The 25,175-nt window shown below is 55.8% G+C and carries 27 protein-coding genes; 13 read left to right on the top strand and 14 right to left on the bottom strand.

Annotated elements, in window-relative coordinates; genetic code table 11:
* Positions 1 to 2: 2 nt before the first annotated feature.
* The 3 genes from RE432_RS03335 to RE432_RS03325 are packed head-to-tail and all read left to right on the top strand — an operon-like array spanning position 3 to position 1,896.
* On the top strand, positions 3 to 755 hold the full coding sequence (locus tag RE432_RS03335) for an SDR family NAD(P)-dependent oxidoreductase (protein ID WP_310931792.1): 753 nt from the start codon (positions 3 to 5) through the stop codon (positions 753 to 755).
* A gap of 16 nt (positions 756 to 771) precedes the next feature.
* Positions 772 to 1,554 (top strand): SDR family oxidoreductase, encoded by a 783-nt coding sequence (locus RE432_RS03330; protein WP_310931791.1) that lies wholly within the window; start codon positions 772 to 774, stop codon positions 1,552 to 1,554.
* A gap of 30 nt (positions 1,555 to 1,584) precedes the next feature.
* Positions 1,585 to 1,896, top strand: a complete 312-nt coding sequence (locus RE432_RS03325; RefSeq protein ID WP_310931790.1) for a Dabb family protein — start codon at positions 1,585 to 1,587, stop codon at positions 1,894 to 1,896.
* 70 nt (positions 1,897 to 1,966) lie between these two features.
* Here the strand turns inward: RE432_RS03325 and RE432_RS03320 are convergent, their stop codons facing one another.
* The 9 genes from RE432_RS03320 to mbhE are packed head-to-tail and all read right to left on the bottom strand — an operon-like array spanning position 1,967 to position 10,409.
* Positions 1,967 to 3,286, bottom strand: a complete 1,320-nt coding sequence (locus RE432_RS03320; protein WP_310931789.1) for a sigma-54 dependent transcriptional regulator — start codon at positions 3,284 to 3,286, stop codon at positions 1,967 to 1,969.
* Positions 3,283 to 4,686: a HAMP domain-containing sensor histidine kinase gene (locus tag RE432_RS03315; protein ID WP_310931788.1), complete on the bottom strand. Its 1,404-nt coding sequence runs from the start codon at positions 4,684 to 4,686 to the stop codon at positions 3,283 to 3,285. The genes RE432_RS03320 and RE432_RS03315 overlap by 4 nt, the downstream gene beginning before the upstream one ends.
* A 60-nt stretch (positions 4,687 to 4,746) precedes the next feature.
* Entirely contained in the window at positions 4,747 to 5,166 is a 420-nt protein-coding gene (mnhG, locus tag RE432_RS03310; RefSeq protein WP_310931787.1) for a monovalent cation/H(+) antiporter subunit G, read from the bottom strand.
* Between the two features lies 1 nt (position 5,167).
* Positions 5,168 to 5,458 carry a monovalent cation/H+ antiporter complex subunit F gene (locus RE432_RS03305; RefSeq protein WP_310931786.1) on the bottom strand — a complete coding sequence of 97 codons (291 nt, stop codon included), beginning with the start codon at positions 5,456 to 5,458 and terminating at the stop codon, positions 5,168 to 5,170.
* Positions 5,455 to 5,784 (bottom strand): Na+/H+ antiporter subunit E, encoded by a 330-nt coding sequence (locus RE432_RS03300; protein WP_310931785.1) that lies wholly within the window; start codon positions 5,782 to 5,784, stop codon positions 5,455 to 5,457. Before RE432_RS03300 ends, RE432_RS03305 begins: the two co-directional genes overlap by 4 nt.
* Complete coding sequence (locus RE432_RS03295; RefSeq protein WP_310931784.1) at positions 5,771 to 7,282, bottom strand: proton-conducting transporter membrane subunit; 1,512 nt, start codon at positions 7,280 to 7,282, stop codon at positions 5,771 to 5,773. The genes RE432_RS03300 and RE432_RS03295 overlap by 14 nt, the downstream gene beginning before the upstream one ends.
* Positions 7,279 to 7,665, bottom strand: a complete 387-nt coding sequence (locus RE432_RS03290; RefSeq protein WP_310931783.1) for an NADH-quinone oxidoreductase subunit K — start codon at positions 7,663 to 7,665, stop codon at positions 7,279 to 7,281. Before RE432_RS03290 ends, RE432_RS03295 begins: the two co-directional genes overlap by 4 nt.
* Positions 7,666 to 8,064, bottom strand: a complete 399-nt coding sequence (locus RE432_RS03285) for an MnhB domain-containing protein (protein WP_310931782.1) — start codon at positions 8,062 to 8,064, stop codon at positions 7,666 to 7,668. It abuts the gene before it with no gap.
* Positions 8,061 to 10,409: a hydrogen gas-evolving membrane-bound hydrogenase subunit E gene (mbhE, locus tag RE432_RS03280; protein WP_310931781.1), complete on the bottom strand. Its 2,349-nt coding sequence runs from the start codon at positions 10,407 to 10,409 to the stop codon at positions 8,061 to 8,063. The genes RE432_RS03285 and mbhE overlap by 4 nt, the downstream gene beginning before the upstream one ends.
* Positions 10,410 to 10,667: 258 nt before the next feature.
* Between mbhE and RE432_RS03275 the strand changes: the two genes are divergently transcribed.
* Positions 10,668 to 11,276, top strand: coding sequence for a hypothetical protein (locus RE432_RS03275; protein WP_310931780.1), 609 nt, complete (start codon positions 10,668 to 10,670; stop codon positions 11,274 to 11,276).
* 94 nt (positions 11,277 to 11,370) lie between these two features.
* Here RE432_RS03275 and RE432_RS03270 read toward each other — a convergent pair whose 3' ends face one another.
* Genes RE432_RS03270 through RE432_RS03260 form a run of 3 tightly spaced genes read right to left on the bottom strand, consistent with a single transcriptional unit; the run spans position 11,371 to position 14,557 of the window.
* Positions 11,371 to 12,264 (bottom strand): MaoC family dehydratase N-terminal domain-containing protein, encoded by an 894-nt coding sequence (locus RE432_RS03270; protein WP_310931779.1) that lies wholly within the window; start codon positions 12,262 to 12,264, stop codon positions 11,371 to 11,373.
* A 53-nt stretch (positions 12,265 to 12,317) separates the two neighbouring features.
* Positions 12,318 to 13,292, bottom strand: coding sequence for a YhdH/YhfP family quinone oxidoreductase (locus RE432_RS03265; RefSeq protein ID WP_310931778.1), 975 nt, complete (start codon positions 13,290 to 13,292; stop codon positions 12,318 to 12,320).
* A gap of 41 nt (positions 13,293 to 13,333) precedes the next feature.
* Positions 13,334 to 14,557 carry a CoA transferase gene (locus RE432_RS03260; RefSeq protein WP_310931777.1) on the bottom strand — a complete coding sequence of 408 codons (1,224 nt, stop codon included), beginning with the start codon at positions 14,555 to 14,557 and terminating at the stop codon, positions 13,334 to 13,336.
* Between the two features lie 155 nt (positions 14,558 to 14,712).
* On the opposite strand from RE432_RS03260, the gene RE432_RS03255 reads away from it, so the two are divergent.
* From RE432_RS03255 to RE432_RS03225, 6 genes are all read left to right on the top strand, one after another.
* Entirely contained in the window at positions 14,713 to 15,513 is an 801-nt protein-coding gene (locus RE432_RS03255; RefSeq protein ID WP_310933012.1) for an IclR family transcriptional regulator, read from the top strand.
* 31 nt (positions 15,514 to 15,544) lie between these two features.
* Positions 15,545 to 16,537, top strand: a complete 993-nt coding sequence (locus RE432_RS03250) for a tripartite tricarboxylate transporter substrate-binding protein (RefSeq protein WP_310931776.1) — start codon at positions 15,545 to 15,547, stop codon at positions 16,535 to 16,537.
* Positions 16,538 to 16,591: 54 nt separating this feature from the next.
* Positions 16,592 to 17,575 carry a tripartite tricarboxylate transporter substrate binding protein gene (locus RE432_RS03245; RefSeq protein WP_310931775.1) on the top strand — a complete coding sequence of 328 codons (984 nt, stop codon included), beginning with the start codon at positions 16,592 to 16,594 and terminating at the stop codon, positions 17,573 to 17,575.
* A gap of 66 nt (positions 17,576 to 17,641) precedes the next feature.
* Positions 17,642 to 18,856, top strand: a complete 1,215-nt coding sequence (locus RE432_RS03240) for an acyl-CoA dehydrogenase family protein (protein WP_310931774.1) — start codon at positions 17,642 to 17,644, stop codon at positions 18,854 to 18,856.
* A gap of 261 nt (positions 18,857 to 19,117) precedes the next feature.
* Positions 19,118 to 19,834 (top strand): AzlC family ABC transporter permease, encoded by a 717-nt coding sequence (locus RE432_RS03230; RefSeq protein ID WP_310931773.1) that lies wholly within the window; start codon positions 19,118 to 19,120, stop codon positions 19,832 to 19,834.
* Positions 19,824 to 20,132 (top strand): AzlD domain-containing protein, encoded by a 309-nt coding sequence (locus RE432_RS03225; RefSeq protein WP_310931772.1) that lies wholly within the window; start codon positions 19,824 to 19,826, stop codon positions 20,130 to 20,132. The genes RE432_RS03230 and RE432_RS03225 overlap by 11 nt, the downstream gene beginning before the upstream one ends.
* A gap of 83 nt (positions 20,133 to 20,215) precedes the next feature.
* Here RE432_RS03225 and RE432_RS03220 read toward each other — a convergent pair whose 3' ends face one another.
* Together RE432_RS03220 and RE432_RS03215 are read right to left on the bottom strand one after the other, a co-directional pair.
* Complete coding sequence (locus tag RE432_RS03220; protein ID WP_310931771.1) at positions 20,216 to 21,199, bottom strand: tripartite tricarboxylate transporter substrate binding protein; 984 nt, start codon at positions 21,197 to 21,199, stop codon at positions 20,216 to 20,218.
* 182 nt (positions 21,200 to 21,381) lie between these two features.
* Complete coding sequence (locus RE432_RS03215; RefSeq protein ID WP_310931770.1) at positions 21,382 to 22,137, bottom strand: IclR family transcriptional regulator; 756 nt, start codon at positions 22,135 to 22,137, stop codon at positions 21,382 to 21,384.
* 122 nt (positions 22,138 to 22,259) lie between these two features.
* Here RE432_RS03215 and RE432_RS03210 point away from each other — a divergent pair, with 122 nt between their 5' ends.
* Genes RE432_RS03210 through RE432_RS03200 form a run of 3 tightly spaced genes read left to right on the top strand, consistent with a single transcriptional unit; the run spans position 22,260 to position 25,166 of the window.
* Complete coding sequence (locus RE432_RS03210) at positions 22,260 to 23,216, top strand: tripartite tricarboxylate transporter substrate binding protein (RefSeq protein ID WP_310931769.1); 957 nt, start codon at positions 22,260 to 22,262, stop codon at positions 23,214 to 23,216.
* Positions 23,217 to 23,244: 28 nt separating this feature from the next.
* On the top strand, positions 23,245 to 24,171 hold the full coding sequence (locus tag RE432_RS03205) for an amidohydrolase family protein (protein ID WP_310931768.1): 927 nt from the start codon (positions 23,245 to 23,247) through the stop codon (positions 24,169 to 24,171).
* Positions 24,171 to 25,166 (top strand): Bug family tripartite tricarboxylate transporter substrate binding protein, encoded by a 996-nt coding sequence (locus RE432_RS03200; RefSeq protein WP_409079835.1) that lies wholly within the window; start codon positions 24,171 to 24,173, stop codon positions 25,164 to 25,166. Before RE432_RS03205 ends, RE432_RS03200 begins: the two co-directional genes overlap by 1 nt.
* Positions 25,167 to 25,175 lie beyond the last annotated feature (9 nt).

Genomic DNA, 25,175 nt, shown 5'->3' with positions numbered 1-25,175 from the left:
AGATGACGCATGCAACAACATTTTGGAATGATTTTTCGGGTAGGGTAGCCGTGGTGACGGGGGCGGGATCCAGTGAAGGCATCGGATTTGCCACCTGCCGGCTGCTTGCGCAGTTGGGAGCACAGGTATATGCCCTGGACTTGGGGTTTCAGAACGATGCGCAAGGCAGCTGGACGCAGCTGGAATGTGATGTCTCTGATGCGCATGCCTGCGAAGCTGTATTCCGTACGATTGTTTCTGAGAGCCAGGGAATCGATGTGCTGGTTAACAATGCCGGAATCGTATCGGCGACACGCATCCCCGACATGGAAAGTGCCAGCTTCCAGCGCATGATGGAGGTCAATGCGCTAGGTGTGTTCAATGTGACGCATACCGCGCTTGAAGGCATGAAGGCGCGCGCAGGCGCCATTGTCAATGTGGCGTCTATCGCCGCGCAGCGTGGCGGCGGCTTGCAGGGTGGGGCGCATTACGCCGCATCCAAGGGGGCGGTCGCCAGCTTTACCAAGGCCTGCGCGCGCGAGCTGGGCCGTTGGGGCATACGCGCCAATTATGTGAACCCAGGCGTTATTCATACGGGCATGACCGATGGAAAGTTCAGTGCGGAGCAACTCGCTGGCATGCAAGCGCAAATCCCGCTTGGCCGGCTGGGCACGGCTGCAGAAGTCGCCAGTGCCATTGTCTTTCTGGCGTCGCCAGCGGCAGCATATATAACGGGTAGTGCTCTGGATGTGAATGGCGGCTACCACATTCATTGACTCGTCGGGAGAAGACATGTTTGCCGAGAAGAATTTTGAAGGGTGCCGAGTCATGATATCGGCCGGTGCGTCGGGGATAGGCAGAGCGATAGCTGACGCTTTTGTCGCGGCCGGAGCCCATGTACAGGTGTGCGATATTTCAGAGCCGGCACTAGCGGATGCAAGAGCCAGCCTGCCAAAAAATAGCGTATTTCGTGCCGACGTGGCTGATCCGGCTCAGGTAAGAGCCTGGTTCGAGCATGCGCTTGGCTTGTTGGGAGGGTTGGATGTATTGGTCAATAATGCGGGCATTGCCGGCCCGACTGCTGCGGTGACTGATGTATCTGATGAGGATTGGGATCGTTGCATGGCTGTCAATTTGCGTAGCCATTTTTTGTGTGTCAAGCAAGCGGTGCCAGCGCTAAGGGATTCCAACCGCGCCACCATCATCAATATGAGTTCGGTGGCTGGCCGCCTGCCCTATGCCTTACGCACGCCTTATTCTGCATCCAAGTGGGGAGTTATCGGCTTTACTCAAAGCCTGGCGCTTGAGCTTGGCGGTGACAACATTGCGGTCAACGCCATATTGCCGGGTATTGTGGATAGTGATCGTGTACACCAAGTGGTGGAGGCCAAAGCGCAGGCACAAGGAGTGGATATACAGGCCAAATATGAGGAAGTGCTGGAGCATGTCGCCTTGCATCGCATGATTCCTCGCAGCGACATTGCGGCAACGGCCTTGTTTCTGGCATCGTCAGCAGGCCGAAGCATATCGGGTCAATGCCTGAATGTGTGCGCCGGGGTACAAACCCTGCGCTGACGAAATACACAAAGTTCTTCTGGTACAAGTATGTTTTTGCACATTGTAATGATGCGGTTCGACGATAGCGTGGATGCTCAGTTTTTTGAGCATGTTCACAGGTACGCCCAGCGTGTGGAGTCAGAGTGCGGCGGACTGCTGATGTATCATTTTGGCGAAAATAAGGCGGATCGGGCTGGCGGATACAACTATGTGACCAGTTCGGTATTCGTGGATGCTGCCGCACACGATGATTATCAGGTCAGCCCAGCGCATACGGCAATGAAGGCGTTCATGGGTCCATATATTAAAGAGGTCGTGGTTTACGATAGCGTTGTGCCCGATATCAGGTCGCCGCGTTAACTCTCTGCAAACTGTTCCCCGTAGTTGTCTGGCCGTTTTGTGCTTTGGTTTGCGCCGCTCGCCTCTATGCTCATGACTGTCCCTCGCTTTGCCGCCGCTTCCACAAGGTAGTCCGCGATATACCAAGCCGCTTTGCGGCTTCACCGATTCTTCCGCCGCACTCGGCGATCACCCGCTCGATCTCTTCTCGTTCAGCGCTTGCGCGTGCATGAGAGAGAGAGGGCGGCGTAGTTGGCTGCTGAGCCATTTCAGGGAAGATGTCGCTGACATTGAGTACGGACTTGTCGGCCAATGCGCAGGCCTGCGCGACCCTATTTGTAAGTTCGCGCATGTTTCCGGGCCACTGATGCGTGATAAGCGCCCTTTTGGTTGCGTCGGAAAGCGAGAAAGGAGTTAACGGATTGTTGGAACCATAAGCTTCCAAAAGCTTCTCGGTGAGTGGAATGATATCCGCCACTCGTCCGCGTAGAGGAGGGAGAGTGAGTTGGGCATTCTGCAAGCGATAATAAAGGTCGGCACGCAATTGGCCTGATTCGAGCGCTGCGTTGATATCTGCGGTGGTCGCCGCCACGACACGCCCCTTGAACGGTACAAATGTATTGCCCCCTATCCTGTGGAAGCCGCCATCCTGCAGCGCCCGGGCAAGAAGAATTTGCATTTTTGGATGCATTTCGCAAATTTCGTCGAGGAATAAAGTGCCAGTGCCAACTTGTTCTAGCAAACCTATACTGGGCGTCAGGGAACCATGTGCTGGGGCAATCTCACTGCCGAAGTATTTATTTTCCAGCGTTGTCTCGGTGATGTCCGCACAACTGACAGGAATGAAAGGTGCTGGCGCTCGTCCGGAGGCCTCGTGGATAAGCCGGGCAGCCATTTCCTTGCCCGTGCCGCTTTCTCCTAGCAGCAATATTGAGAAGCTTTCTCGTGCCAGCCGCTTTAACTGAGATACAACCCGGCCCATCTCCGGGGTTTCATAGTGGAAGCCGCGCAGGGAAACCTTTGCGCCACGCGGCAGCGAGGCACGTGCAAGACTCGACTTAATTCGCCTGACAAGATCATTAATGTCATACGGCTTTATCAAGTAGTCAGTGGCGCCTGTTTTGACCAAGTCAATTGCCTGCTGAATATCTGCGTATGCCGTCGCAAAAATGACGTCCGTTTCCCAGATGAGCTTTCCCGCCCGCTTATACAAGTCCGTACCGGTTCCGTCGGGCAGCCTAATGTCGCACATCATGAGTGCAGGTTCGTACTTTTCCAGGCTTCCCAACGCATCAGAAATAGTTTGCGCCCAGTGAACCGATATCCCCTCTAAACGCAGACGCTGTGCTACGGCACCGCCCAAGACGCCATCATCTTCAACTAGAAGTACATCAATATTATCCCGTTTCATTGAGTGTCAATCTCCGTTAAGGGGAATCTTAACTCGATGGTAGAGCCTCGGCCTCCTTGGTTGTACACCGCAATTTCACCCTTCATGTCTTGGGTCAGGCGACGTACGATCTCTAACCCCAGCGACCTGTCGCTGAGTACCGCATCCCCGGCCAAAAGAAAGTTTCGTACATGCTGGGGTAGCCCTTCGCCTTCGTCGCTTACCTTCATGGTGAAGACGTTGTCACGGTATGATGCCTCAAGCGCCACGGTGCCGCCCGCGGGTGAAGATTGGATGGCGTTGAGCAGAAGGTTCAGAGCAATTTGCCGAATCTTGAACGCATCGAGCTTCACCGAAGAAAATGGCGAAAGATGATGTGCCGCATTCACTCTTTTGCGTGCCGCATGGGGGTCTACCAGCAAGAGCACGTCATGCAGGTCCCGGCTTTCCAGGTCAGGGCCTGGAGCGCTTGGACGATACGCCTTTAGCGTCGCCTCGGCAACCCCCTGAAGAGACTGAACTCCGCGGTCAATGAAATCCAATGCCTCTCCTCGAATACGGTCATTTTCACCGTACATGCGTATAGTCTGAAGGGCCGTCATCATCCCGGCGAGCGGGTTGCGCAGCTCGTGGGCCAGTGTTGCAGCAATGCGGCCCAGCAATGCTTGCTGGTCCTGCTTGGCAAGTTGCTCGGACAGCCTTTCGCGATCCTGCACCGCTGTGGTCATGCGATTGTATGCCTGCATGAGCGTGGACGTTTCTTCGTCGTCCTTCGGAATATGTGATTCTTCAATTTCCTGGGGGCCGAACGCGACCGCGTTTGATAAATGTTCGTTGATGGTCCTTAAGGGGCGTTGCATGCGGCGAATGACGATGTAGCCGACAAACGCGGCGACGATGCTCATTAGCGCACCAATCAACACGAGCTGCAAGTGCAAGGCAGAGCGCTTTTGAGCGTATTCAGAAAGGTCTAGGTTCGCGGCAATGATCCCGCTTTCCCCTAACTCACGCCAGACCCACATGCTTTGGGATTCAGGCTCATAAAAATACCCCTTTGAGGCGAGGGAAATGGCGTCGGGAGGCGGTGTTGTCGCTTCCAGGTTTGGGCCCGATACGTGGGCCATGATGCCGACGTCTTCGTCGATAAGCACGAGTTGCCGGTCCACTATGCCTAAATAGAAATCCAAGGATTGCCGCAACGCGCGGTCAATGCCTTCGGAGTCATTCTTTCGATAGGCGGGCAGCACGGAAGCAGACAGACCGTCCAGATAGACTTGACCCACACGCTCGGTCAACTGTTCATATTGCTTCGATAAGCTGAAGACTGCGATCTGCGTGACCAGCATGGCAATCGCAAAAATCATGATTGCCGACAGCAACGGAATTCTGACCAATAGAGGTATACGACGGAACCACTTCAAAATATCGGACTCCTCTTGCCACGCACTGGCATGTTATTAATGCTGCAGCACGGCCGGATCTCACTGCTCTGGCAGTGCCTTGGGTGCGCTGGCCATCGTCTTAGCCGCTGGCTGCTCGCTAGATGTTGAAGCATCCGACTCTACGAAAACATGGGAGGGTAGTACATTGTCCAAATCGTTGCGCGCTGTTCCCTCCCAAAGGCTGACGCCACCTATGAAACCGGCTTTACCTAGCAAGTGAGAGGCAATCGGCGTCGTCATGAAAAGAAACAAGATGGCCAGGGCAATCTTAATCCATGCATCCCATGAGGGCTGATACAGGCCAGCTCCCACCAGAATCAGGCTAGGTCCTACCACGCCTGCTTTGGTTGCCGCGTGCATGCGCATGAAAAAGTCAGGCAGGCGAAGGACACCCAAGGCAGCAATGAACGTGATGATGGATCCAGAGAGCACACAGAATGCGGACAGCCATATCAACATTTTAGTCCTCTCTATCTTGCGCGGCCCCCCGCGCAATGAAGCCAGCAAAGGCTACGGTCGCGAGAAAGCCAATGAGTGCGATGCCAAGCACTACGTCGATAAATGCCATTGAGCCGCTGGCGATAGCGGCTAGCGCCGCAATGCCGACGCCAAGCAGGCACAGCATGTCCAGGGCAACCACCCTATCCCCGGCATGCGGCCCACGAACTATGCGTATGCACACCAGGATCATGGACAGAAACAGCAGAAATTTGCTGATCTCGATGGCCACCGAGAAAACGGTATCTATCATCGCAGCACCTTTAGTATCTGGCGTTCAAACCCTTGTTTGATGTCCTGGATCACCGAGTCCGAGTAGTTCATCACATGAGCGTACAGGCGGCTTTTATCTTCCGAGATGTACAGTGTCGTCGTGCCCGGAGTCAAGGTCACCATGTTTGCAAGAAGCGCAATGCCCAAGTCGCTTTTCACATCCAAAGGAACCTCGACGATGGCGCTTTGAGAAACCCGCTTTGGGTGGAGAACGTTCAACACAACATCATGGACGGACTTGGCCAGCTCCCTGCCGAAGGTGAGGATGAGCACTGTCCAGTTGAATAACCAGCTAATCGCGCGCATAGGGGCTCTCCAATACAGCATTGATGTAGTGACTACGGTTCGTCAGCTGACCCGCCGCGTCGACAGAGAAAACCACAAACGGCTCAGGATTCAAGCCGATGCACAGGGTGATTGCCGATAACGCAGCGATAGCAACGTATTGGGCAGCGAATGAGCTGTTCGAACCCGGTGCGGGGGCGGGCGCTGGTGTTGCCGGTGCCTTCCAGAACGCTTCGTTCCAGATTTTCAGCATGGAATACAGCGTGAGCACGCCCACGATCAAGGCAGTGGCGGCCAAGTACCAACTGCCCGCATCGAGACTGGGCTTGACGACGAGGTATTTAGCCCAGAAGCCCGAAAGAGGAGGCAGGCCCGCGAGCGATAGCGCGGGGATGCAAAACATGATTGCAAGGAAGGGCGCAGTCCGGTGCAGGCCCCCGATCTGTTTGAGTTGATATGAGCCGCTCTTTCTTCTGATGACGCCGCCGATCAAGAAAAGATTAGCCTTCACAATAATGTGATGCACGATATAAAGCACCGAACCCGCAAGAGCCAGGGGCGTTGCAATCGCAACGCCTACAAGCATGTAGCCGATCTGGCTAATGACATGAAAAGAAAGGATTTTTCGAATATCGAAGTGGGAAGCCGCGCCAAGAACGCCGGTGATCATGGTAAGCGCAGCGATGATGCCGATGATGATCGCCAGCCCCTCTGTGACCGGGAAAATAAGCGTGAAGCATCGAACAATGGCGTATACACCTACTTTGGTCAGCAAAGCGGCAAAGATCGCCAGTACTGGCGTGCTGGCTGTGTGGTAGGACGCAGGTAGCCAGAAGAACAGCGGGAATAATGCCGCTTTCGAGGCGAATGCCAACAAGAACAATACGGCCAAGGCCCCCACCAGGCCAGTGTTCTCTATCGTGGGAACTCGATTCGCAAGGTCGGCCATGTTCAATGTGCCGGTTGCACCGTATAGAAAGGCGACGGCCACAAGAAATATTGTGGTCATCACGAGATTCAGCATCACGTACTTTACGCCGGCATCCAGTTGTTCTTTCGTGCCTCCCAGCACCAGTAGGCCAAAGGACGAGATCAGCATGATCTCGAACCATACGTACATATTGAAGATGTCGCCGGTCATAAAGGCACCTGTCACCCCCAGCAGCAGCCCGTGATACAAGGGGTGGAACATCGGGCGGCCATGCTCTTCTGGATCAGTCAGTTGATAGACCGCAATCACCACAGCCATGATGGCCGTAATGAGCACCATCGCCGATGTCAGATTATCGGCAACGAAGCTGATCCCGAAAGGAGCTTCCCATGAGCCAAACTGGGTCGCCAGAATGGTGCCGTCTATCGTGGCGCTTAACAATGCGATGGCACTCAATAGGAAGACGAAACTTGAAACAAGGCTGGCAAGCCGCTGTAGATGGGCCGTGCGCCATAGCAGTGTCGTCAGTGCCAAACCAGCTAGAGGCGCCGCAATTGGGATGGTGAGCAGGGCATGAGACGACATCATTGCTTAGCCTCGCTCAGCTCGCTGGCCGTATCCGATGCGATGGGCTCCGCTACTCTCATCTCCTCGGTGTCGACAATATGCAGGCGTTGATGCGCTTTATGCAGTAACACCACAGTGAAGGCAACCAGAGAAAATGAAATCACAATCGCTGTCAAGATAAGGGCCTGCGGCAGAGGGTTGGCGCTCATGGCAATGGTGATCTGATCACCCGATATAAGCGGCGGCAAACTAGAGCCAAGGCGGCCGGCGACGAAGAGGGTGAGGTTGGCTGCGTTGCCGAGCAGTAGCAGGCCCAAGACCATGCGCAGCACATTGCGAGACATCAGAAGATAGGCTGCGACACCCGCCATTACCCCAATTGCAATGATATAAAGCGGCTCCATTCATTGCTCCAGGAAAAGGCTGAGGAATGTCAGAATGGCGCCGAGCACAGTGAGGTAGACGCCGATATCAAACAGCAGTGTCGTACCTAGAGCAATACCCGCAACTTCTGTCCAGGCATGCGTCAGGTACGCGGCATTCCCCATTAACCCGGCTATGCCGGAGATCAATGCAGCGCTAAGTCCAAATGCCAGGAGTTGCAACGAGTCAATAGGCAGGACTTTCCTGAGCGCTGCATGTCCGCGAGGCAAGGCATAGCAGGCATAGCCAGCCGCCGCAATGAGGCCGCCAATAAATCCTCCGCCCGGCTCGTTATGGCCGCGCCAAAGCAAGTAGAGCGATAGCAGTAAAGCGAACGGAAGGACGACGGTAGACCCGACCCTGAAAATGATGGAGTTCATTGCACTGCCCCGGAAGCGGCCCTTGCATCATCATCAAGGGGTTCATTCTGTTTCCCGGCGCTGAAGTACACCGCGACTGCGGCTAAGGCCGCCAGGGCCAGCACGGTTATCTCTCCTAAGGTATCCAGTGCCCGGAAATCCACAATGATGACGTTGACGAGATTGCGCCCGTGAGCCAATGGGTAGCTGGATTCACGGAAAAAGTCGGACAAAGACTCGTTGAACGGCAGTGCCACTACACTGAACATCACGATGACGAACATCAGTCCGAACATCATTCCGATGAAGACATCTCGTAGCCGTTGCCTGGATGAACGTGGGTCGGACGTGCGGAAAGGCATGTGGCCAATGACTGCCAGCAAAATGACTACAGACAGCGCTTCAACTGAAAACTGGGTAAAGGCCAGGTCAGGGGCGCCTCCCAGCAGAAATACAATCGCCACGCCAAAGCCGACAGTCCCCGCGGAGATGATTCCCTGTATAAAGCTGCGTGAGCGCAGCACCATCATGGAGGCCGCAATTAATAGAATGGGCAATATGGCCTCCGCCCCGATCCCCTTTGCATGGAGCGGGGGAAGCGCCAGTGCGTCGTTCAGCACCATGGCGATCAACGTCGCTGCCGTGACGATACCTACGCTCATCGCCATATAGTGACGCAAGCTGCCGGTTTGAATCAGGCCGGTTTGCCAGCCGGAGAATCTGACCAGCGCATCCAGGGCCCGGTCATACAGCGCATCGGGGCCCCAGTCGTCGATCAGGCGGCAATCCGTCAAACGCCGCTGGATGCGGCTCCAGCAAAGATAAATACCGGTTCCGATGGCCAAGGTCACCACGCTCAGCGCCAGCATTGGCGTAAATCCATGCCATAGGTTTAGCTGAGGCTCAATGACCTCACCCTGGACCGCAGTGGCCGAAGCGGCCAGCAGATCTTGAATCCACCTTGGCATAAGCCCTAGAACCAGTCCCAATACCGCCAGGACCAGGGGCCCTATCCACATGCTGATTGATGGATCATGAGGAGTTGAGCCAGACTGTTTCAGGGTTTCTGACGGGGTGCCAAGAAAGCAGCGCAATGCAATCACCCCTGCGACCACTACCATACATGCGTTAGCCAGTATGACGACAGCAAATGCAATAATCGAAAGTTCAGCGGAAATTGCGGCCTCGTAGATCAGTTCTTTGCCAATAAATCCAAATAATGGAGGGATGCCCGCCATGGACAGGCAGGCCGCGCAGGCAACTCCCGCCGTAATGGGCATGTTTTGAGCCAAACCGCCAAGTATCGAACTATCCCTTGTCCCGGCTGAATGATCGATCATGCCAGCGACCATGAATAGACATGCTTTGTAAAGGGCATGCACGACAAGGAAGGTCACCATGGCTGTGGTCGCGGTGGGATGGTCGATTCCGATCAGTGTGATGAGTGTCCCAAGAGACACAATGGTTGTATAAGCCAGGATGCGCTTAAGGTCGGTTTCGCGAAGCGCGAGAATCGCTCCAGAAAGCATGGTGATGCAGCCCACACCGACCAGCAAGGGCGTCCAAAGTTCTATATCCGATAGGGCGGGGCTTAGGCGTGCCATGAGATAGACGCCGAGCTTTACCATGGTTGCCGAATGCAGGTAGGCGGACACCGGTGTGGGGGCCACCATTGCGTTGGCTAACCATGAGTGCAATGGAAACTGGGCAGACTTGGAGCATGCACCGATGGCGATCAGGATGAGAACCACCGAACCGATGGGGGCCGTAAGCATAGCGCTTACATCGGTCGTGAGTATCTCGGATATCCGGTAGGTTCCTGCAAGATTGCCCAGCAGGACGATACCGGCAAGCATGGCCAGGCCTCCTGCGACAGTGATAAGCAAGCCTTGCTGTGCGGAGCGCCGGGACTCTGCTTGACTGGGGTTGAATCCAATCAACATGAACGACGATAAGCTTGTCAGCTCCCAAAATACCAGCAGCCCGAAAAGATCATCTGAAATGACTGCGCCGAGCATTGACGCCATGAAAACGGCCAATGCCGCAAAAAACCGGGGAGTCTGCCAGTTCCTTGGAAGATAGGCGGAAGCATAGAGAAAAATGGCTGTGCCGATCCCTGTGATCAGCAAAGCAAATATCAGGGACAGGCCGTCAAGCCGAAACGAGAGCGAGATTCCCAGGGCCGGTATCCAATGAACATGCTGAACGACGGCGCCCAGTTGCGTGACCACAGGACCATGGCACGCAAACCCAATAAACAACAACGCAGGGATGAGCGCCAGAAATGACGAGCTCCCATAGCGTGCTGCTAAGTATGCAATGGGCGCCGACAAGAAGGAGAGAAAAATCAGGGATGAAAGCGTCATGCCTTAAAGGCCACAGGTCAAAAAATATGCTGGCGTTCATTTCATAACAATTTCATACCTCGCATCAATGAATAAAAAAAACGTTCGCGAATGTGAACCTAAATGTTCATCTTGTTCTGAAAAGTGAACGCGGAAGAATATTAGGCAGTGAGGATGTTTATTAACTCAACAATGCTCCCCCCGGGCGGGGCAGAATAATAACTATGGAGTGAGGCGTGTCCGCATGCCGGCGCTTATTGCAACAACCGAAGGATAACGATGGTGAAAGAACTGCTCTACGATTGGTTCGGTTTGAATGAGTGGCTGTTTACTGTTCTCTACTCGTTGCATTTCCCTTATCTTGGCCGAATCTGGGAATTGGCAAGCTATGGGTACAGCTATTGGGCGGTTGCTTTTGTTGCCATCGCCCTTGGCTATCGCTACCTGCGGATACGGCACACTGCAACTGAGCAGGAACTTGAGAGCATGGGGGAGTTCATGGTTGGGCTCATCATGGCTTTCAGTGTGGTCTGGTGTTCCTTGTACACGTTCCAGAATGTCACTTTGATGCCTCGGCCATGGGCTGTGCTTCAAGATGCAGTTGCGGCTCAAAGTCCAGTTCTGTGGCACGAAGGGATGCCAGCTTCAGCGCCTGCGATATCACTGATGTTCGCCTGCCTGGCCTGGAAACATGTAGGTGGCCGGGCAAGGAAGTGGCTTCAGTTTTATGTGATACTTGGCTGCTTGCTGAGCATCGTCTCTGGTGTTAACTGGCCCGTCGAAGTGTTGGCTGGCGCGTTCGTAGGCTGGATCGGCGTCCGATTTGGACAATGGTACGTTCGCCTTGGCAGGAGGCTGGTTGCGCCTAAAAAAACTAGGGATATTTAAAGTTATGCGAGACCTTGCGTAAGCAGCTAAAAACTTTTATGGAAAAAATGGATGTGCGTCCGCTCGAAGGGTCGCCCGAAGACGCTGGGACCCTTCAGTTGAATATGCCTTCAGCGTGCATGCAGGTCCTGTTGCGATAGTCTGTGGCCCATGTGGTGAACTGTTTGCCCGAGGACGGGTGAAGGCGCAGGTTCAGACGGAAGGGATGCAGATCGAAGATGGGATGCACGGCTTTGAATGAGAACGACTGTATACGCCGCCTTGGGCAGTGGCGATCGACAAGGTCGAGCAATAGCGTAGCGATCAAGGGCCCATGAACGACTAGTCCGGGATAGCCTTCTGTTTGTGTTGCATGGGGGCGATCATAATGGATGCGATGCGAATTAGAGGTCAGGGCTGAATAGCGGAACAGCAAAATCTCATCCGGCACGATCTCTCTCGAATGGTCGGGTTCTGGCTCCTGTTCGGCGCTGCGGCAGGCTGGGTCACCGTCCTGCTGGGTTTTTGCGGGCTTCATCGGCCTTTTTTCCCCAAGGCCGCGAAATACGATAGTGTGGCGCTCGGTCAGCGCGACCCCTTGGGGGCCGGTCAGTGTGTGCTCCAGCTCCACAAAAACCAGCTCTCCTGTACGTCCCTGCTTGTGCGCAATATTGGCAATCCTGGACGCTCGGCGGATGGCGCCGCCCACATGAAGATCGTCGTGAAATTGCAATGCGCTGGATGCCCACATTCTTCTAGGTAAGGAAATAGGTGGCAGGATGTCTGACTCGAGCGGCATCCCGTCGGCTCTAAGCTGGGATTGCTCCAATATGGGCTGGCCATATAGCCAATGCCACAAAGGGGGCAGAGCCGGTGCTTTTCCGTTCAGCAGGTCGAGTCTGCCCAAGGTTGCCGCCATGCGGGCGAAGGGTTCTGCGGTAATCCGGCCGTCCCAACGGGTGGTTTTTCCTATCCACTGCCGCAAATACTGGATATCGATATCCGTCATAGTCGAGCTTCCATAAGAGTAGACTCCCCTATAGGGGCAGCACGGAGCCTGCTTTAAAAGCGCAATAGTGTGCGGCCTGACGCTTTTCCGCTCAAGTGGTCGTCGGCATACTCCAACAGGCCATCGATACCTATTGTGTGGATGTGCGGTTTGAGCAGTGAAAAATCGGGGCGCCAGTCTGTGGCCAACCTATTCCAAAGTCGTTCGCGGACCGGCCAGGGTGCATTGGCCACTATGCCGAACATATCTATGCCACGAAGAATGAAGGGAAGAATATTGGTTTCGAACCCGTTCCCGGACGCGTTGCCGACTGCTGCCAGGGCGCCGCCATCCTGAAGAGAGCGCAATAACCACGAAAGCGTGTGCCCGGAGACGTTGTCTATGGCGGCGGCGAAACGCGGCGTTTCCACGAGTTTCGTTTCGTCCGCGATTTGCCGGGCGTCGATGATCTCCGATGCGCCCAGTGCCATGAGCGCGGACTTTTCCTCTATTCGCCTTGTCAGGGCCGCCACGCGATAGCCGGCCCGGGATAGAATCAGTATCGAAAGGATGCCTACGGCGCCGGTAGCGCCGCTGACCGCGATCATGCCGAATTCGGGTCCGATGCCGAGCTGCTGGAATCGCTCCAACGCCATGGCGGCTGTGAAGCCTGGCACGCCTATCATGGCGGCCTGGCAGGGACTCAATCCGGCGGGAATTGCCATGACGTGTGCCGCGGGCACTCGGGCGTACTCGGCGAACCCGCCGTCAAATGCGATGCCGGTTTGGAATCCATGAACGATGACCGCCTGGCCTGCCGAGAATCCGTCGACGGAAGCGTGGACGATGTCTCCCACCAGCTCGATCCCCGCAATCCGTGGGTAACTGGTAATTACTTTTGCCTTGCCTTTTATGGATAGGCAGTCCTTGTAATTCACGCCTGCATACCGTGTCCGGATAATGACCTCGCCGGCGGACAAGTCATCCAGTCTCAACGATGTCAGCGTCGAAGTAACGCGCTTGTCGATGTAGTCAGAGCGAAGCGCCATAAACGTATCGGGCAGGAGTGAGGAAGGCATCATGTCTCCAATTAGATTGCGCCGGTTCGGCGCAGGTGCTGGATTTCTTCTGGGGAAAAGCCAAGCTCTTCATAAACCTGATCGTTGTGTTCGCCGATACCAGGACCGGATCTTGGGGGCTCGATATTTCGGCCGACGGCGCGAGGGACGATACATGGAGCGGGGAGACTGCCGTAGTCGGGATCAGGCAGGCGGATAATGGCTTCGCGGGCGCAAAATTGAGGATCCCGGACTATGTCTTCAATGGTATATACCTTGCTGAAGGGCACGTTCTCGGACTCGAGCCTGTTCTGAATATTTTCGTAGGGCTGCTGTTCGAACCAGGCGCGCAGCCCCGCGTCAAGCGCAGCCATGTTTTCAACACGGGCCGGATTCGAGCTGAATCGGGAATCGCTTATCCATTCCGGCTTGCCTATGCAGTGGCACAGGCGGGCGAAAATCGAGTTCGATGAGGCGACCAGCGAAAAGTACACATCGTCCCGACTTCGGTACATGTCTGAGGGCGCTGTATAGCCGGCGGTATTGCCTTCGTGTGTGCGTACTTGCTGAAGCTGCTCGTGCTCGACGGGCAAGGGATCCAGAAAGCGAAATAAAGCTTCTGTGGCCGAAAGATCAATCTCGACGCCTATCTCGTCGGGACTGGAGCGCAGCCGCGCCACTTCTGATGCAATCGAGAATGCGCCGAACAACCCAGCCACCGCATCGCCGATCGGGAAATTTGAATGCAATGGCGGGCCGTCGACGGGGCCCGTCAGGTTGGTGAGACCGCTCATGGCTTCGAATATGCGCGCGTAGCCTGGGCGTGTCTTGTAGGGACCCGTCTGACCAAAGCCGGTCAATCGCAGAATAATCAGCCGTGGATTAATTGCGAAAAGTGTTTTGGCATCCAGTCCCCATCTGTCTAGGGTGCCGGTGCGAAAGTTCTCTACCAGCACATCAAAATGCGGCAGCATGCGCAGGAAAGCCATACGGCCTTCGTTGGTGCGAACGTCGAGTGTGATGCCCCTTTTGCCTCTGTTCGCCGTCTTCCACCACAGGGGTTTACCGTCCTTGATGGGTTGCAGGCCCCGCAGCGCGTCGCTGCCATCCGGCAGTTCCAGCTTGATGACGTCGGCCCCGTGGTCGGCGCATAGCGTGGCGCCGAAGGGAGCTGCCACGACCGTTGCCATATCCAGGATCCGGACGCCCGCCAGTGGTCCCGCTGTATTTCCTTTTGTCTCCACGCCATGCTCCATTAGGACTTGATTGAGCACTTTATAGAGTCGCCAAGCGGGTTAACAAGTATTGTTCCGCTAAGCGAAACACAATACGGATATGCGGCACTATCCGTTGACATAATCCCTACCTGATCACGATCATAAGCTGGGCATTCTGGAGAAGAGTATTGACCATGCCATTAAACGAGCACGTACCCGATCAGCTTCATGCCACCGACAGGCAGTTTGCCGTCAGTCTGGCGCGTGGCATGGCCATACTCAGGGTTTTTACCGCTGATCAGCCCGTACTGGGAAATCGGGAAATCTGCGACCGGACCGGGCTGGCCAAGGCCACGGTATCACGGCTGACGTATACGTTGACGCTGCTGGGTTATCTGAGCCACGTGAGCGGCTTGCAGAAATACCGGTTGGGCCCCGGCGTGTTGTCCTTGGGCTATCCGTTTTTGGCCAGTTTGACCATACGACAGGTTATTAGGCCCTTCATGGAAAAGCTGGCGCAGGACACCGGATGCACCATCAATCTGGGGATGCTGGATAGAACGCGTGTTGTCTTTGTGGAAACCTGCCGATTGGATGAGAGCAATATTTACAGGCCGGATATCGGAAGCACAAGGCCCGTACTGGCCACTTCCGTGGGCCGGGCTTTGCTGCTGGGTAGCGGGGTCAAGGAGCGAGAGTCCTTGCTGAACAGGATCCGGGTAGAGGATCCGATTGAGTACAGGCGCTTGCTTCCCTTATGGAATGCGGATGTGAAGGAGTTCCAGCGTAGGGCTTATTGCCATTCCAGGGGCGACTGGAAGAAAGAAATTCATGGCATCGCCGCTCCGATACGCCGGTCTGCTCGCGAGGAGGGCATCGCGCTTAACTGCACGCTTACGGGCGCTCAAGTAAACAAGGATTTTCTGTCAAAAACAGTCGCGCCGCAGCTGTTGAAAGCCGTGCGTGAGATCGAACACGCAACCGGCTTTATCTGACCAGGCCGCCACGACAATAGGAGACTTCGCCATGATGTGTGTTTTCAAACGGTATGCGATATGTGTTGCTGCCGCTACGCTGCTGGTTCTTGCCACTGCCATGACGCAGGCACACGCTGCAGCTTATCCCGATCGTCCCATAAAAATCGTGGTCCCATTTCCGGCGGGCGGGTGGGTAGACTCAACGGCCCGGCTAGTCGGAGAGAAACTGTCGGAGAAATATGGAAAACCTGTGGTGGTCGAGAATCGCACCGGGGCGGGCGGTTCCATCGGGACCGAGTACGTGGCCAAGGCAAGCCCTGATGGTTATACGATCTTGTGTATTAGTCCGGCCCATACCATTTTGCCTAATTTGACCCGGAAACCAGCATGGGACGCTGAAAAGGATTTTCGCGCTTTACAAGGTGTTGGAGAGATATCCACGGTCATAGCCGTGCACGATGCCGTACCCGCGGATAGTCTCGCAGCGCTGTTGCAACTGGCCAAGGACAGCACCAGAGCCCCCCTCACGATCGGTTCGGGCGGCGTCGGAACATCCATACACTTGGCAGGCGCACTGCTTGCGCAGCAAGCCAACGTCTCGTTGAGCCATATTCCTTACCGCGGCCAACCCGATGCGATCGCGGATCTCATTGCCGGGCGCATCACCATGATGCCACTGGCAGCGTCCATTGCGATGCCGCATGTAAAAACCGGGGCACTGCGTATTCTGGCAATGACCTCGGGTGCAAGAACGTCCAAACTACCCAATGTCCCCACCGTTGCCGAGGCGGCGGGCTTGCCTGATTACCAAGCAAGCACGTGGACGGGGTTCGTTGCGCCTTATGCGACTCCGGACGCTGTTGTGGAACAGCTCTCGAATGATATTGGACTGATCTTGGGAATGCCTGACGTGCGGGCCAAGCTTGAAACGCTGGGTATTGAGCTTCACGTTCGCGATGCATTCGCCTTCGATTCCTTTATTGCGGCAGAGAACAAAAAGTGGGCGCACGTGATCGCTCAGGAAAATCTGCAGGTTGAATGAGCAGAGTGTATCGGCAATGAAGAATAAATAATTTCAATTCATCGGAGACAAAACATGAATATATACAGTAAGGCGGTGACCAGCCTGTTCGTTGCGCTGGCAGGTGTTCTTGGCGGCCATCACGCGGCCGCTGCAGCTTATCCCGATAGGCCGATAAAAATCATTGTGCCATTCACGGCCGGTGGAGTGGTGGATCAGATTGCCCGCAGCATCGGAGAGAAGCTTTCACAGAAATACGGACAGCCCGTTATTGTGGACAACAAGGCCGGGGCGAGCGGTGCCATCGGGACGGAAACAGCGATGTCAGCGCCGCCGGATGGTTACACGCTTCTGTGCGTCAGCCCAGGACATGTCATCCTGCCCCCTTTGGCCAAGAAACCCAAATGGGATCCCAACAACGACTTTAGGGGTATACACGGTTTCGGGGAGATCCCCAACGTGATTGCCGTGCCTGCGTCGCTGCCGGTCAAGACCATAGGCGATCTGATCTCCCTGGCCAAGGAACGCGAAGCCGATCCCCTGACCTTCGCTTCGCCCGGCATGGGCACGTCCATACACCTGGCCGGCGTGATGCTGGCCCAGCAGGCCAGTATCAATCTGACGCATGTGCCCTATCGTGGGCAGCCGGACGCCATGACGGACTTGATTGCGGGGCGGGTGGACATGATGCCGCTGTCCAGTCCGCTGGCCAAGCCGCATATCGATTCCGGGAAGCTGCGCGGCCTGGCCGTGACGACATCATATGAGTCGTCACTGCTGCCCGGCATTCCGGCGCTGGCGAAAGAGGCCGGTCTGCCGGATTATCAGGCGAGCACATGGTTCGGCTTCGTGACGCAGGCCAAGGTGCCGGATGGCATCGTCGAGCAGCTTTCGAACGACATTGCCGGCATTCTGAAGATGCCCGATGTTCAGCAGCAGTTTTCTACCCTGGGGCTGGAGCTCACGCCGCGCGATCATGCACAGTTCGATATTTTCGTCGATCAGGAGTACGAGAAATGGAAGGCGGTTATCGAGGAAGGGAAACTGCAGATCGACTGAAGCAGTACTAGTTCAACAAGCAAATGGCCGGCAAGTTGCGGCGGCCGGCAACGAAAAGGGAAAACAATGTCCAGGTTATTCGGCGACCATTTTCTGAATAAATTAACTTCCGAGGAGCGCGTGCTCATCACTCGGCTCCGAGCCATCTGTGATGCCGATATAGGTCCCAATGCCGCGCAAGTAGGAAGCAAAGATGATTTTGCCTGGGACACTTTTCGTCTCCTGGCCGGGGCCGGCATTATCGCAACGGCCTTTCCCGAGCAGTATGGCGGCACGGACGCACGGCAAGCGGTTCGAATACGCATCATTGAAGAGCTGGGGCGGGTATGCAGCGCAGCGGCGTCGATGATTACCGGGGCCGACTTGTCCGCCCGGGCTATCGTAGCGGGGGCGTCGGATGAATTAAAGGCGGCCCTTGTGCCGCGGCTTGCGAACGGCGAGATACAGGCTGCGTTCGGGTTGACCGAGCCGGGCGCAGGATCAGATGTCCGTTCATTGAAAACGACGATGCAGCGAACGGGCGATGATTATGTGATCAACGGTGAGAAGAAGTTCATTACGCGAGCTGGAACGGCGGACTGGTTGGTGATCGTGGGGCGCTCTATCGATGATAGCTCGAAGTTTATTGCGGCGCTGGTGTCTCGTGATGCCAAGGGAGTGACGATAGGACCGTCCGCGGGAAAGCTGGGATGGTATGGCGTACCGATAGCCTCTATCTATCTGAAAGATGTAAGAGTTCCGGCTACCCATCGCCTGGGCCAAGAGGGGGATGGGTTCAATCTCGCACAGGATGCGCTCGTTAGGGCTCGCATCGGACATGCCTCCATGGCTTTGGGCCGAGCCATCGGCGCGGTGGAAATCGCCGCGACCTATGCATGTGATCGTGATGTTTTCGGAAAATCGCTGGGCGGCCATCAGGGCGTGCAATGGATGTTCGCCGAGATGGTCACTCAGATCGAGGCCGCGCGCGCCTTGGTTGCATTGGCGGCCGACAAATACGACAGCGGAGACGCCGACAGCGCGATCTATGCATCAATGGCCAAGCTGCACGCCACAGACCTAGGAATGAAGGTCGTTACGGATGCTCTCCAGCTGACTGGGGGGCGGGGGTATTTGAAGGACTTCCCGCTCGAACGTTTCTTCCGCGACGCCAAATTGAATCAGATTGGCGAGGGCTCCAGCGAAGTGCATAAAACGGTCATTGGACGCGATGCGATTCGGCGCGCAGCTAAAGCGGACCGCAATCCATGCCTGAGAGACGGTTCGCTTACGGATTATTAGCGGGAACGCTGAAGCCGAAGACCAAGCGCAACCGCCTACGCGCCTTCCGACACCCTGAGCGTTTTGACCAGCAGTTTATAGAGCCGATCCACCGCTTCGGAGCCCTGCGATGCGCGGCTGCGGAACACGGAAACTTCCATGGGGGCTGAATAATCATTAGATAAACGAATAATGGCCCTATGAATTATCCGCTTTCATAAATCATATTTCTGGCGCATAGTACATCCCTTCCAAAAAAAACATGGAGTTAAAGGAACAAAGATGGCAAACGCCAATACTGGATTGCATCAGTTGGACCGGTCTCTGGTCTGGTCCGGCTTCAGGCAACTGACGCCGATTGCCCTGTTTGTGACGGCCTTCGGGGCGGCCTTCGGCCTGGCTGCCGCGCAGGCTGGTCTTAGCCATTCGATCGTCATCGTCATGAGCATGCTGGTTTTTGCCGGCGCCGCCCAATTTGCTGCCCTGGATTTATGGGGGGCGCAGATACCGCTGCTTGCCATGATAGCCACGGTTTTTGCAATCAACGCCCGGCACCTGCTCATGGGCGCCACACTGTATCCCTGGCTGCGCCGGCTGCCGCCTGTAAAGCGCTATGGCGTAATGCTGGTGGCGTCCGACGCCAATTGGGCGATGTCCATGCAGGCATTCAGCCGTGGAAAGCCAGGCCTGGGCCTGCTATTCGGAGGCGGTCTTGCCCTGTGGGTATTCTGGGTGATCGGCAGCTGGATCGGAACCTACTTCGGCAACGCCATCAGCGACCCCAGGCGTTTCGGCCTGGATATGATCATGGGCTGTTTCCTGCTCGCCATGGTGGTCAGCGGTGAGAAAAATCTGCGCATGGTGGCCATCTGGGCGGTGGCGGGTTTTTCATCTCTGCTGGCTTACTGGTATTTGCCGGAGAACAGCCATGTCATCGTAGGCGCATTGACAGGCGGCGTTGCCGGAACGGTTTTTGGAGGGCAGGACGATGAGTCTTGACGGGACAGGTACAGGGGCGTTGATTACGGTGCTTGTCATGGCGGTCGTGACATTGGCAACCCGCTGGGGCGGTGTGTATGTGATGTCCTTCGTGCCGATCAGCAAAGGGGTAAAGCGGTTTATCCAGGGCATGTCGGGTTCTGTGCTGGTGGCGCTGCTTGCCCCCATGGCGGTGACGGGCGATAACGGAGCCCGCCTGGCTCTGCTGACCACAGCCATTCTTATGCTGCTGTTCAAAAGGCCCTTGCCAGCCATTGCTGGCGGTATATTGGTGGCTGCTTTGGCAAGGGGTTTTTAGGCGGATTCGCCCTGCCGCCTTTGGGATTCAGTCAAGGTCGAACAGGCAAAACTCACGCCTGCAGCGCTCATTAGCCCGCCCTGTTAATTCAGCTTTACGCCAGCGTCACGAATGATTTTGGCCCACAGCTCGGTATCCGATGCCAAGCGTTGTTTAAACTGTTCAGAGGTCCCGCCAAGCACAATACTTCCTTCTGCTTCCAGCTTTTTGACTACGGATTCATCATCGAGCACTTTGTTAACAGCGTCATTGATCTTGGCAATAATTGGCTGAGGCGTTCCAGAGGGCGCCAGCAAGCCAAACCAGGTAATTGCTTCGTAGCCCTGGAAGTCCTTGGTTTCACCCAGTGTCGGGACATCCGGCAATACGCCGACGCGTTTGGACGATGTGACGCCTAATGCCCGGAGCTTCTTGTCTTGTATAGAGCCAAGAAGCGTTGGGACGGATGACATGTACATGTCAATACGATTTCCCATTAAATCCGTGATTGCGAAAGACGCCCCTTTGTAAGGCACCATCATGAACTTGATATCACCGGTGCTTTGCATGAATGCTCCGGCCAGGTGTGAAACAGTGCCATTTCCGGAGAAGCCTAGCGAGACGCTTTCGGGCTTTTCCCTGGAGGCCGCAACGACGTCGGCCAGGCTTTTGTACTGGGAGTCCGCGCCGACGGCAAGGACAATGGGAGACGCCGCCACCAATACGATTGGCGTGAGATCTTTCAGCGGATCGTAGGGCAGATTTGGATACAGCGTGGGGTTAATGGCCAGATTACTGGTTTGTCCCAGCACGATTGTGTATCCATTGGGCGCTGACTTTACCGCAGCGTCCACGCCGATATTTCCGCCTGCGCCTGGACGATTCTCTACAACAATATTCCAGCCAAACTCGTTAGTCAGCTTTTCAGCCACGACACGCCCGAACATGTCTGTCCCGCCGCCCGGTGGAAATGGAACGATCAGCTTGATGACGCGCTGTGGGTAGTTGTCGGCTGCGTTGGCCAAGCCAGGTAAACCCATGAGTGCGGTCATCAGGCCGCATGCAAACAAAGTGCGAAACGAAATCATCTACAACCTCCCAATAATTGTTTTAGTGCGAGGCTTACTCTAGGTAGTTATTTCATTTATCGCAACTATGTTTCTGCTAGTGAAACACGCTCTGTCTGATGAAACATAATGCTTATGTGATTGTGTGGCAAGCGTCCTTTTAGGGTTATGCCGGCATTGTCATCCGTTTGCCTTTCGATGGGCTATTGGCTGAAGTGCCTGGCCACTTTGGTTCCCTGATGTACGCCCATCATTGCGCGTGACAAGTGGCTTGCCGCGGCAAGAATCACCTCTTTTTGTGCTTCCAGGACCTGTTCAGTCAGCCTTGATAGCGGGCCTGATATGCAGATGGCGCCAAGGAGTGTCCAGTTGACGCTGTAGATGGGAGCCGAGATGCTGGAAACCTCGGGATCGCGCTCACCCAGTGAAATCATGTAGCCCGCGCGTCGTATTGACTCGTACGGCTCGCCGGCTTCACCCGAGAATGCCAGAATGACCCTGCCGGGGCCGCCAAGATTCAACGGCAGCCCTGCACCGACCCGGACGTGATGGCGTATGGATCTTGGCCCTTCCACACGCACGACGCAGATCCGCTGGTTTCCTTCCCGCACATAAAAAGTGGCGCTTTCCCCTGTGGTTGCAGAGAGTTCGCGCAGGACGGGCTCGACCACGTCGTGCACGTTGAATGTCGCTTGATAGCAGGCGCCTAGCCAGCCGGCAGCCCGGGCCAGCCGCCATGTTCCGTCAGCGCGTTGGGCAAGGTAATCATCCATTGCCAATGTTCTTGCCAGCCGCAGTACGGTAGAGCGGTGTTCCCCGGTTCGGCGGCTTAATTCTGCGAGCGAAAGATAAGAGTCGTCCATGCTGAAAGCCTGAAGGATGCGCATCGCCCGACGCACGGCCTCGACCCCGTCCTGGGTGCCGGAATCGGAATCATCAGATTTTTTTGAGCTTTTCATTGGTCAGAACATGTTCTAGTACACGATACGCTATTGTATTCAGTGAAACACAATCCCACAATACCCAGGCCTGAGCAACGCTCGGAAAAATCAACACACAACATGAACTGGGAGAGATAAGTATGAAAAAAATCATTGTGGGCGCCTTGGTCGCCATCTCGGCAATTCCTGCCGTGGCTGCGGCGAACTATCCGGACCGGCCCATAACACTCGTCGTTCCCTATGCTCCGGGCGGGACTGCCGATGCCTTGGCCCGGGTGATTGCCCTCAATCTGGGCAAGAAGCTCAATCAAAGCGTGGTAGTGGAGAACAAGTCGGGCGCAAGCGGGATGATTGGCGAGTCGTATGTCGCCCGCGCCAAAGCGGACGGTTATACCGTGCTCTATGACGCAACGCCGTTGTCCATCAATCCTGCGTTGCACACATTGAATTTTGATCCCGCGGTTGATTTGGCGCCGTTGACCATGGTGTCGGTTACGCCCAATATTCTGGTGGTTCCTACATCTTCGGAACTCAATAGCATCGAGGATGTCGTCAAGACAGCCAAGGCAGAGCCTGGCAAGCTGACTTTCGCTTCGGGCGGGACCGGCACAGTGCAATTCATGGCGGGTGAGCTGTTCCGGCAAGGATGGGCGCTGGAAATGTTGCATGTGCCCTATAAAAGCGGGGGGCCGGCAATCATGGCCACTGTGGGTGGCCAGGTGAACATGATGTTCACGAATATTTCTTCCTCATTGCCGTTGGCCAAAGACGGGCAGGTGAAAGTACTGGCCATCACTTCGCCAAAGCGAAATGCATTGCTGCCAGACACACCAACAATGGCGGAATCGGGGCTAGAGGGCTATCAAGTATATGAATGGAATGGCATGTTTGTGCCCAAAGGTACGCCTGACGCGGTGGTGGACACGCTTCAGGCGGCTGTGCGCGAGGTCTTGCAGCAGCCTGAAGTGAAAGCGAAGTTCGACTCTTTAGGGGCTGATATTGTGGCATCTGGGCCGGATGATTTCGCAAAATTCCTTCATAAGGAGTTTGCGAAATGGGAAGGGGTCGTGAGCAAGTCCGGCCTTACCAAGCAATAACGGGCAACGCCTGCAAGTGAAGGCAAGAATGTCAGCCCACTGCCATACGGAACCTACGCGGGACGTCGTCGCCTATTCCGCAGGAACGGCCAGGCCGAGGGCAAGGATTCCGGATGGTGCATGCGACTGTCATATCCACGTCTATGACGCCAGATTTCCGTCAGCGCGCAATGCAACGCTGTGCCCGCCCGATGCTTCGGTCGCGCAGTATCGGGGGCTTCAGCGCCGCTTGGGTATAAGCAGAGCCATTTTGGTGACGCCCTCTACATACGGAAGCGACAACCGATGCATGTTGGCCGCCCTGGCGCAAATGGGGGATAGCGCGCGCGGCGTTGCCGTCATTGATGGGTCGGAAAGCGACCAGGCATTGCAAAAGCTTCACGATGCAGGCGTGCGTGGAATTCGTCTGAACCTATCCCTTGGGGTTGCGGGCACGATTGATGACTTGGAGCCATTGGCGCGGCGGGTGGCAGAACTTGGGTGGCATGTACAGCTTCTGATGTCGCCCGATCAGTTGGCGGCCATTGCCGGACTGCTTAGGAAACTTCCTAACCAGATTGTCTTTGATCACATGGGCCGTTTGCGTCCGCATGACGCGTGTCGCCATCCCGCGCACAGATTGATGCTTCAACTTCTATGCGAGGAGCGGGCATGGGTCAAGCTGTCGGGCGGCTACCTGCTTAGTGACACCGGCGACGTCAATGATCCAAACCTTGACAGCCTCGCAGTCAGCTTCATTGATGCCGCGCTCGAGCGTGTTATTTGGGGGTCGGATTGGCCCCACGCGACCGCATCAGCAGGACGTCAGCCCATGCCGGATGACGCACACCAGATTGATCGACTGGCCGGATGGGCTGGTGACGCGCGAATGCTGGAAAGAATCCTCGTTATCAACCCCGCCATGCTTTATGGCTTTGATGACAAGCACGACTATATTTTTTTGAAGGAAACATGATGAGCACACATTCATACCTGCAGAGTCTTGCCCGGCGCCGGATCCTGATCGGTACCGTGGCCGCCCTTGCTGCATGGGGGATTCGCGCAGAAGAGGCGTGGCCCGATGGGAAGACAATGACCTGGGTCGTGCCGTACCCTCCTGGGGGCAGTACTGATGTCCTGGGGCGCGCCATTGCTCGTCAGGTAGACGCGTCGCTCGGCACGACGGTGGTTGTTGAAAATCGCCCAGGGGCAACGGGCACTATTGGCGCGGCACGTGTGGCGCGGTCTGCCCCCGATGGCCTGACAGTACTTGGAACGTCAATTGGGCCTCAGGCGATAGCGCCGCACATCATGGGTAGCCTGCCTTATGATCCAGTCGAGGATTTCGCCCCGGTCATTACAGTAGGCACGATTCCCCATATTCTGGTTGTGGGCGCAAAGCAGCCGTATCAGTCTGTCAAGGCGTTGGTGGACGAGGCCAAGGCGAGTCCGGATCATCTTGCATTCGCCTCTGGGGGCACAGGCACAGTACTGCATATGCAGGGCGAGCTTCTGCAGCAGCAGACGGGAGCCCGCTTCATCCATGTCCCCTACAAGGGGGATACGCCAGCCCTGCAGGACACTCTGGGAGAGCAGGTGCAATTCATGTTTGCGCCAGCCGCCGCAGCGCTGCCTCACATACAAAGCGGAACACTGCGTCCCCTTGCGGTCACGTCAGCACAGCGCCTGCCGGCCTTGCCCAATGTTCCAACAATGGCTGAGCTTGGCTTCAATGATTTCGTTGTGGAGCAGTGGCAAGCCGTTTTTGTGCCTGCCTCTACGCCGTCTTCGACGATTCAACGCTTGAACGGCGCCATTGAGAAAGCACTCCAGACGCCTGATCTCACGGCGCTTGCGGACAAGCTGGGCATCACTTTAGTCGGTGGCACGCCCCAAGCGCTTGATGAGCGGCGCCGAGCCGATTTCTCGAAATGGGGAAAGCTCATTCGCGAAGCGGGCATCCAGCGTTGATGCGCTGAT

This window comes from Pusillimonas sp. SM2304, from assembly GCF_031628915.1.
Classification (GTDB): Bacteria; Pseudomonadota; Gammaproteobacteria; order Burkholderiales; family Burkholderiaceae_B; genus Pusillimonas_C.
The sequence above is the reverse complement of the archived record's forward strand: the minus strand, read 5'-3'. Positions and strand labels throughout refer to the sequence as shown.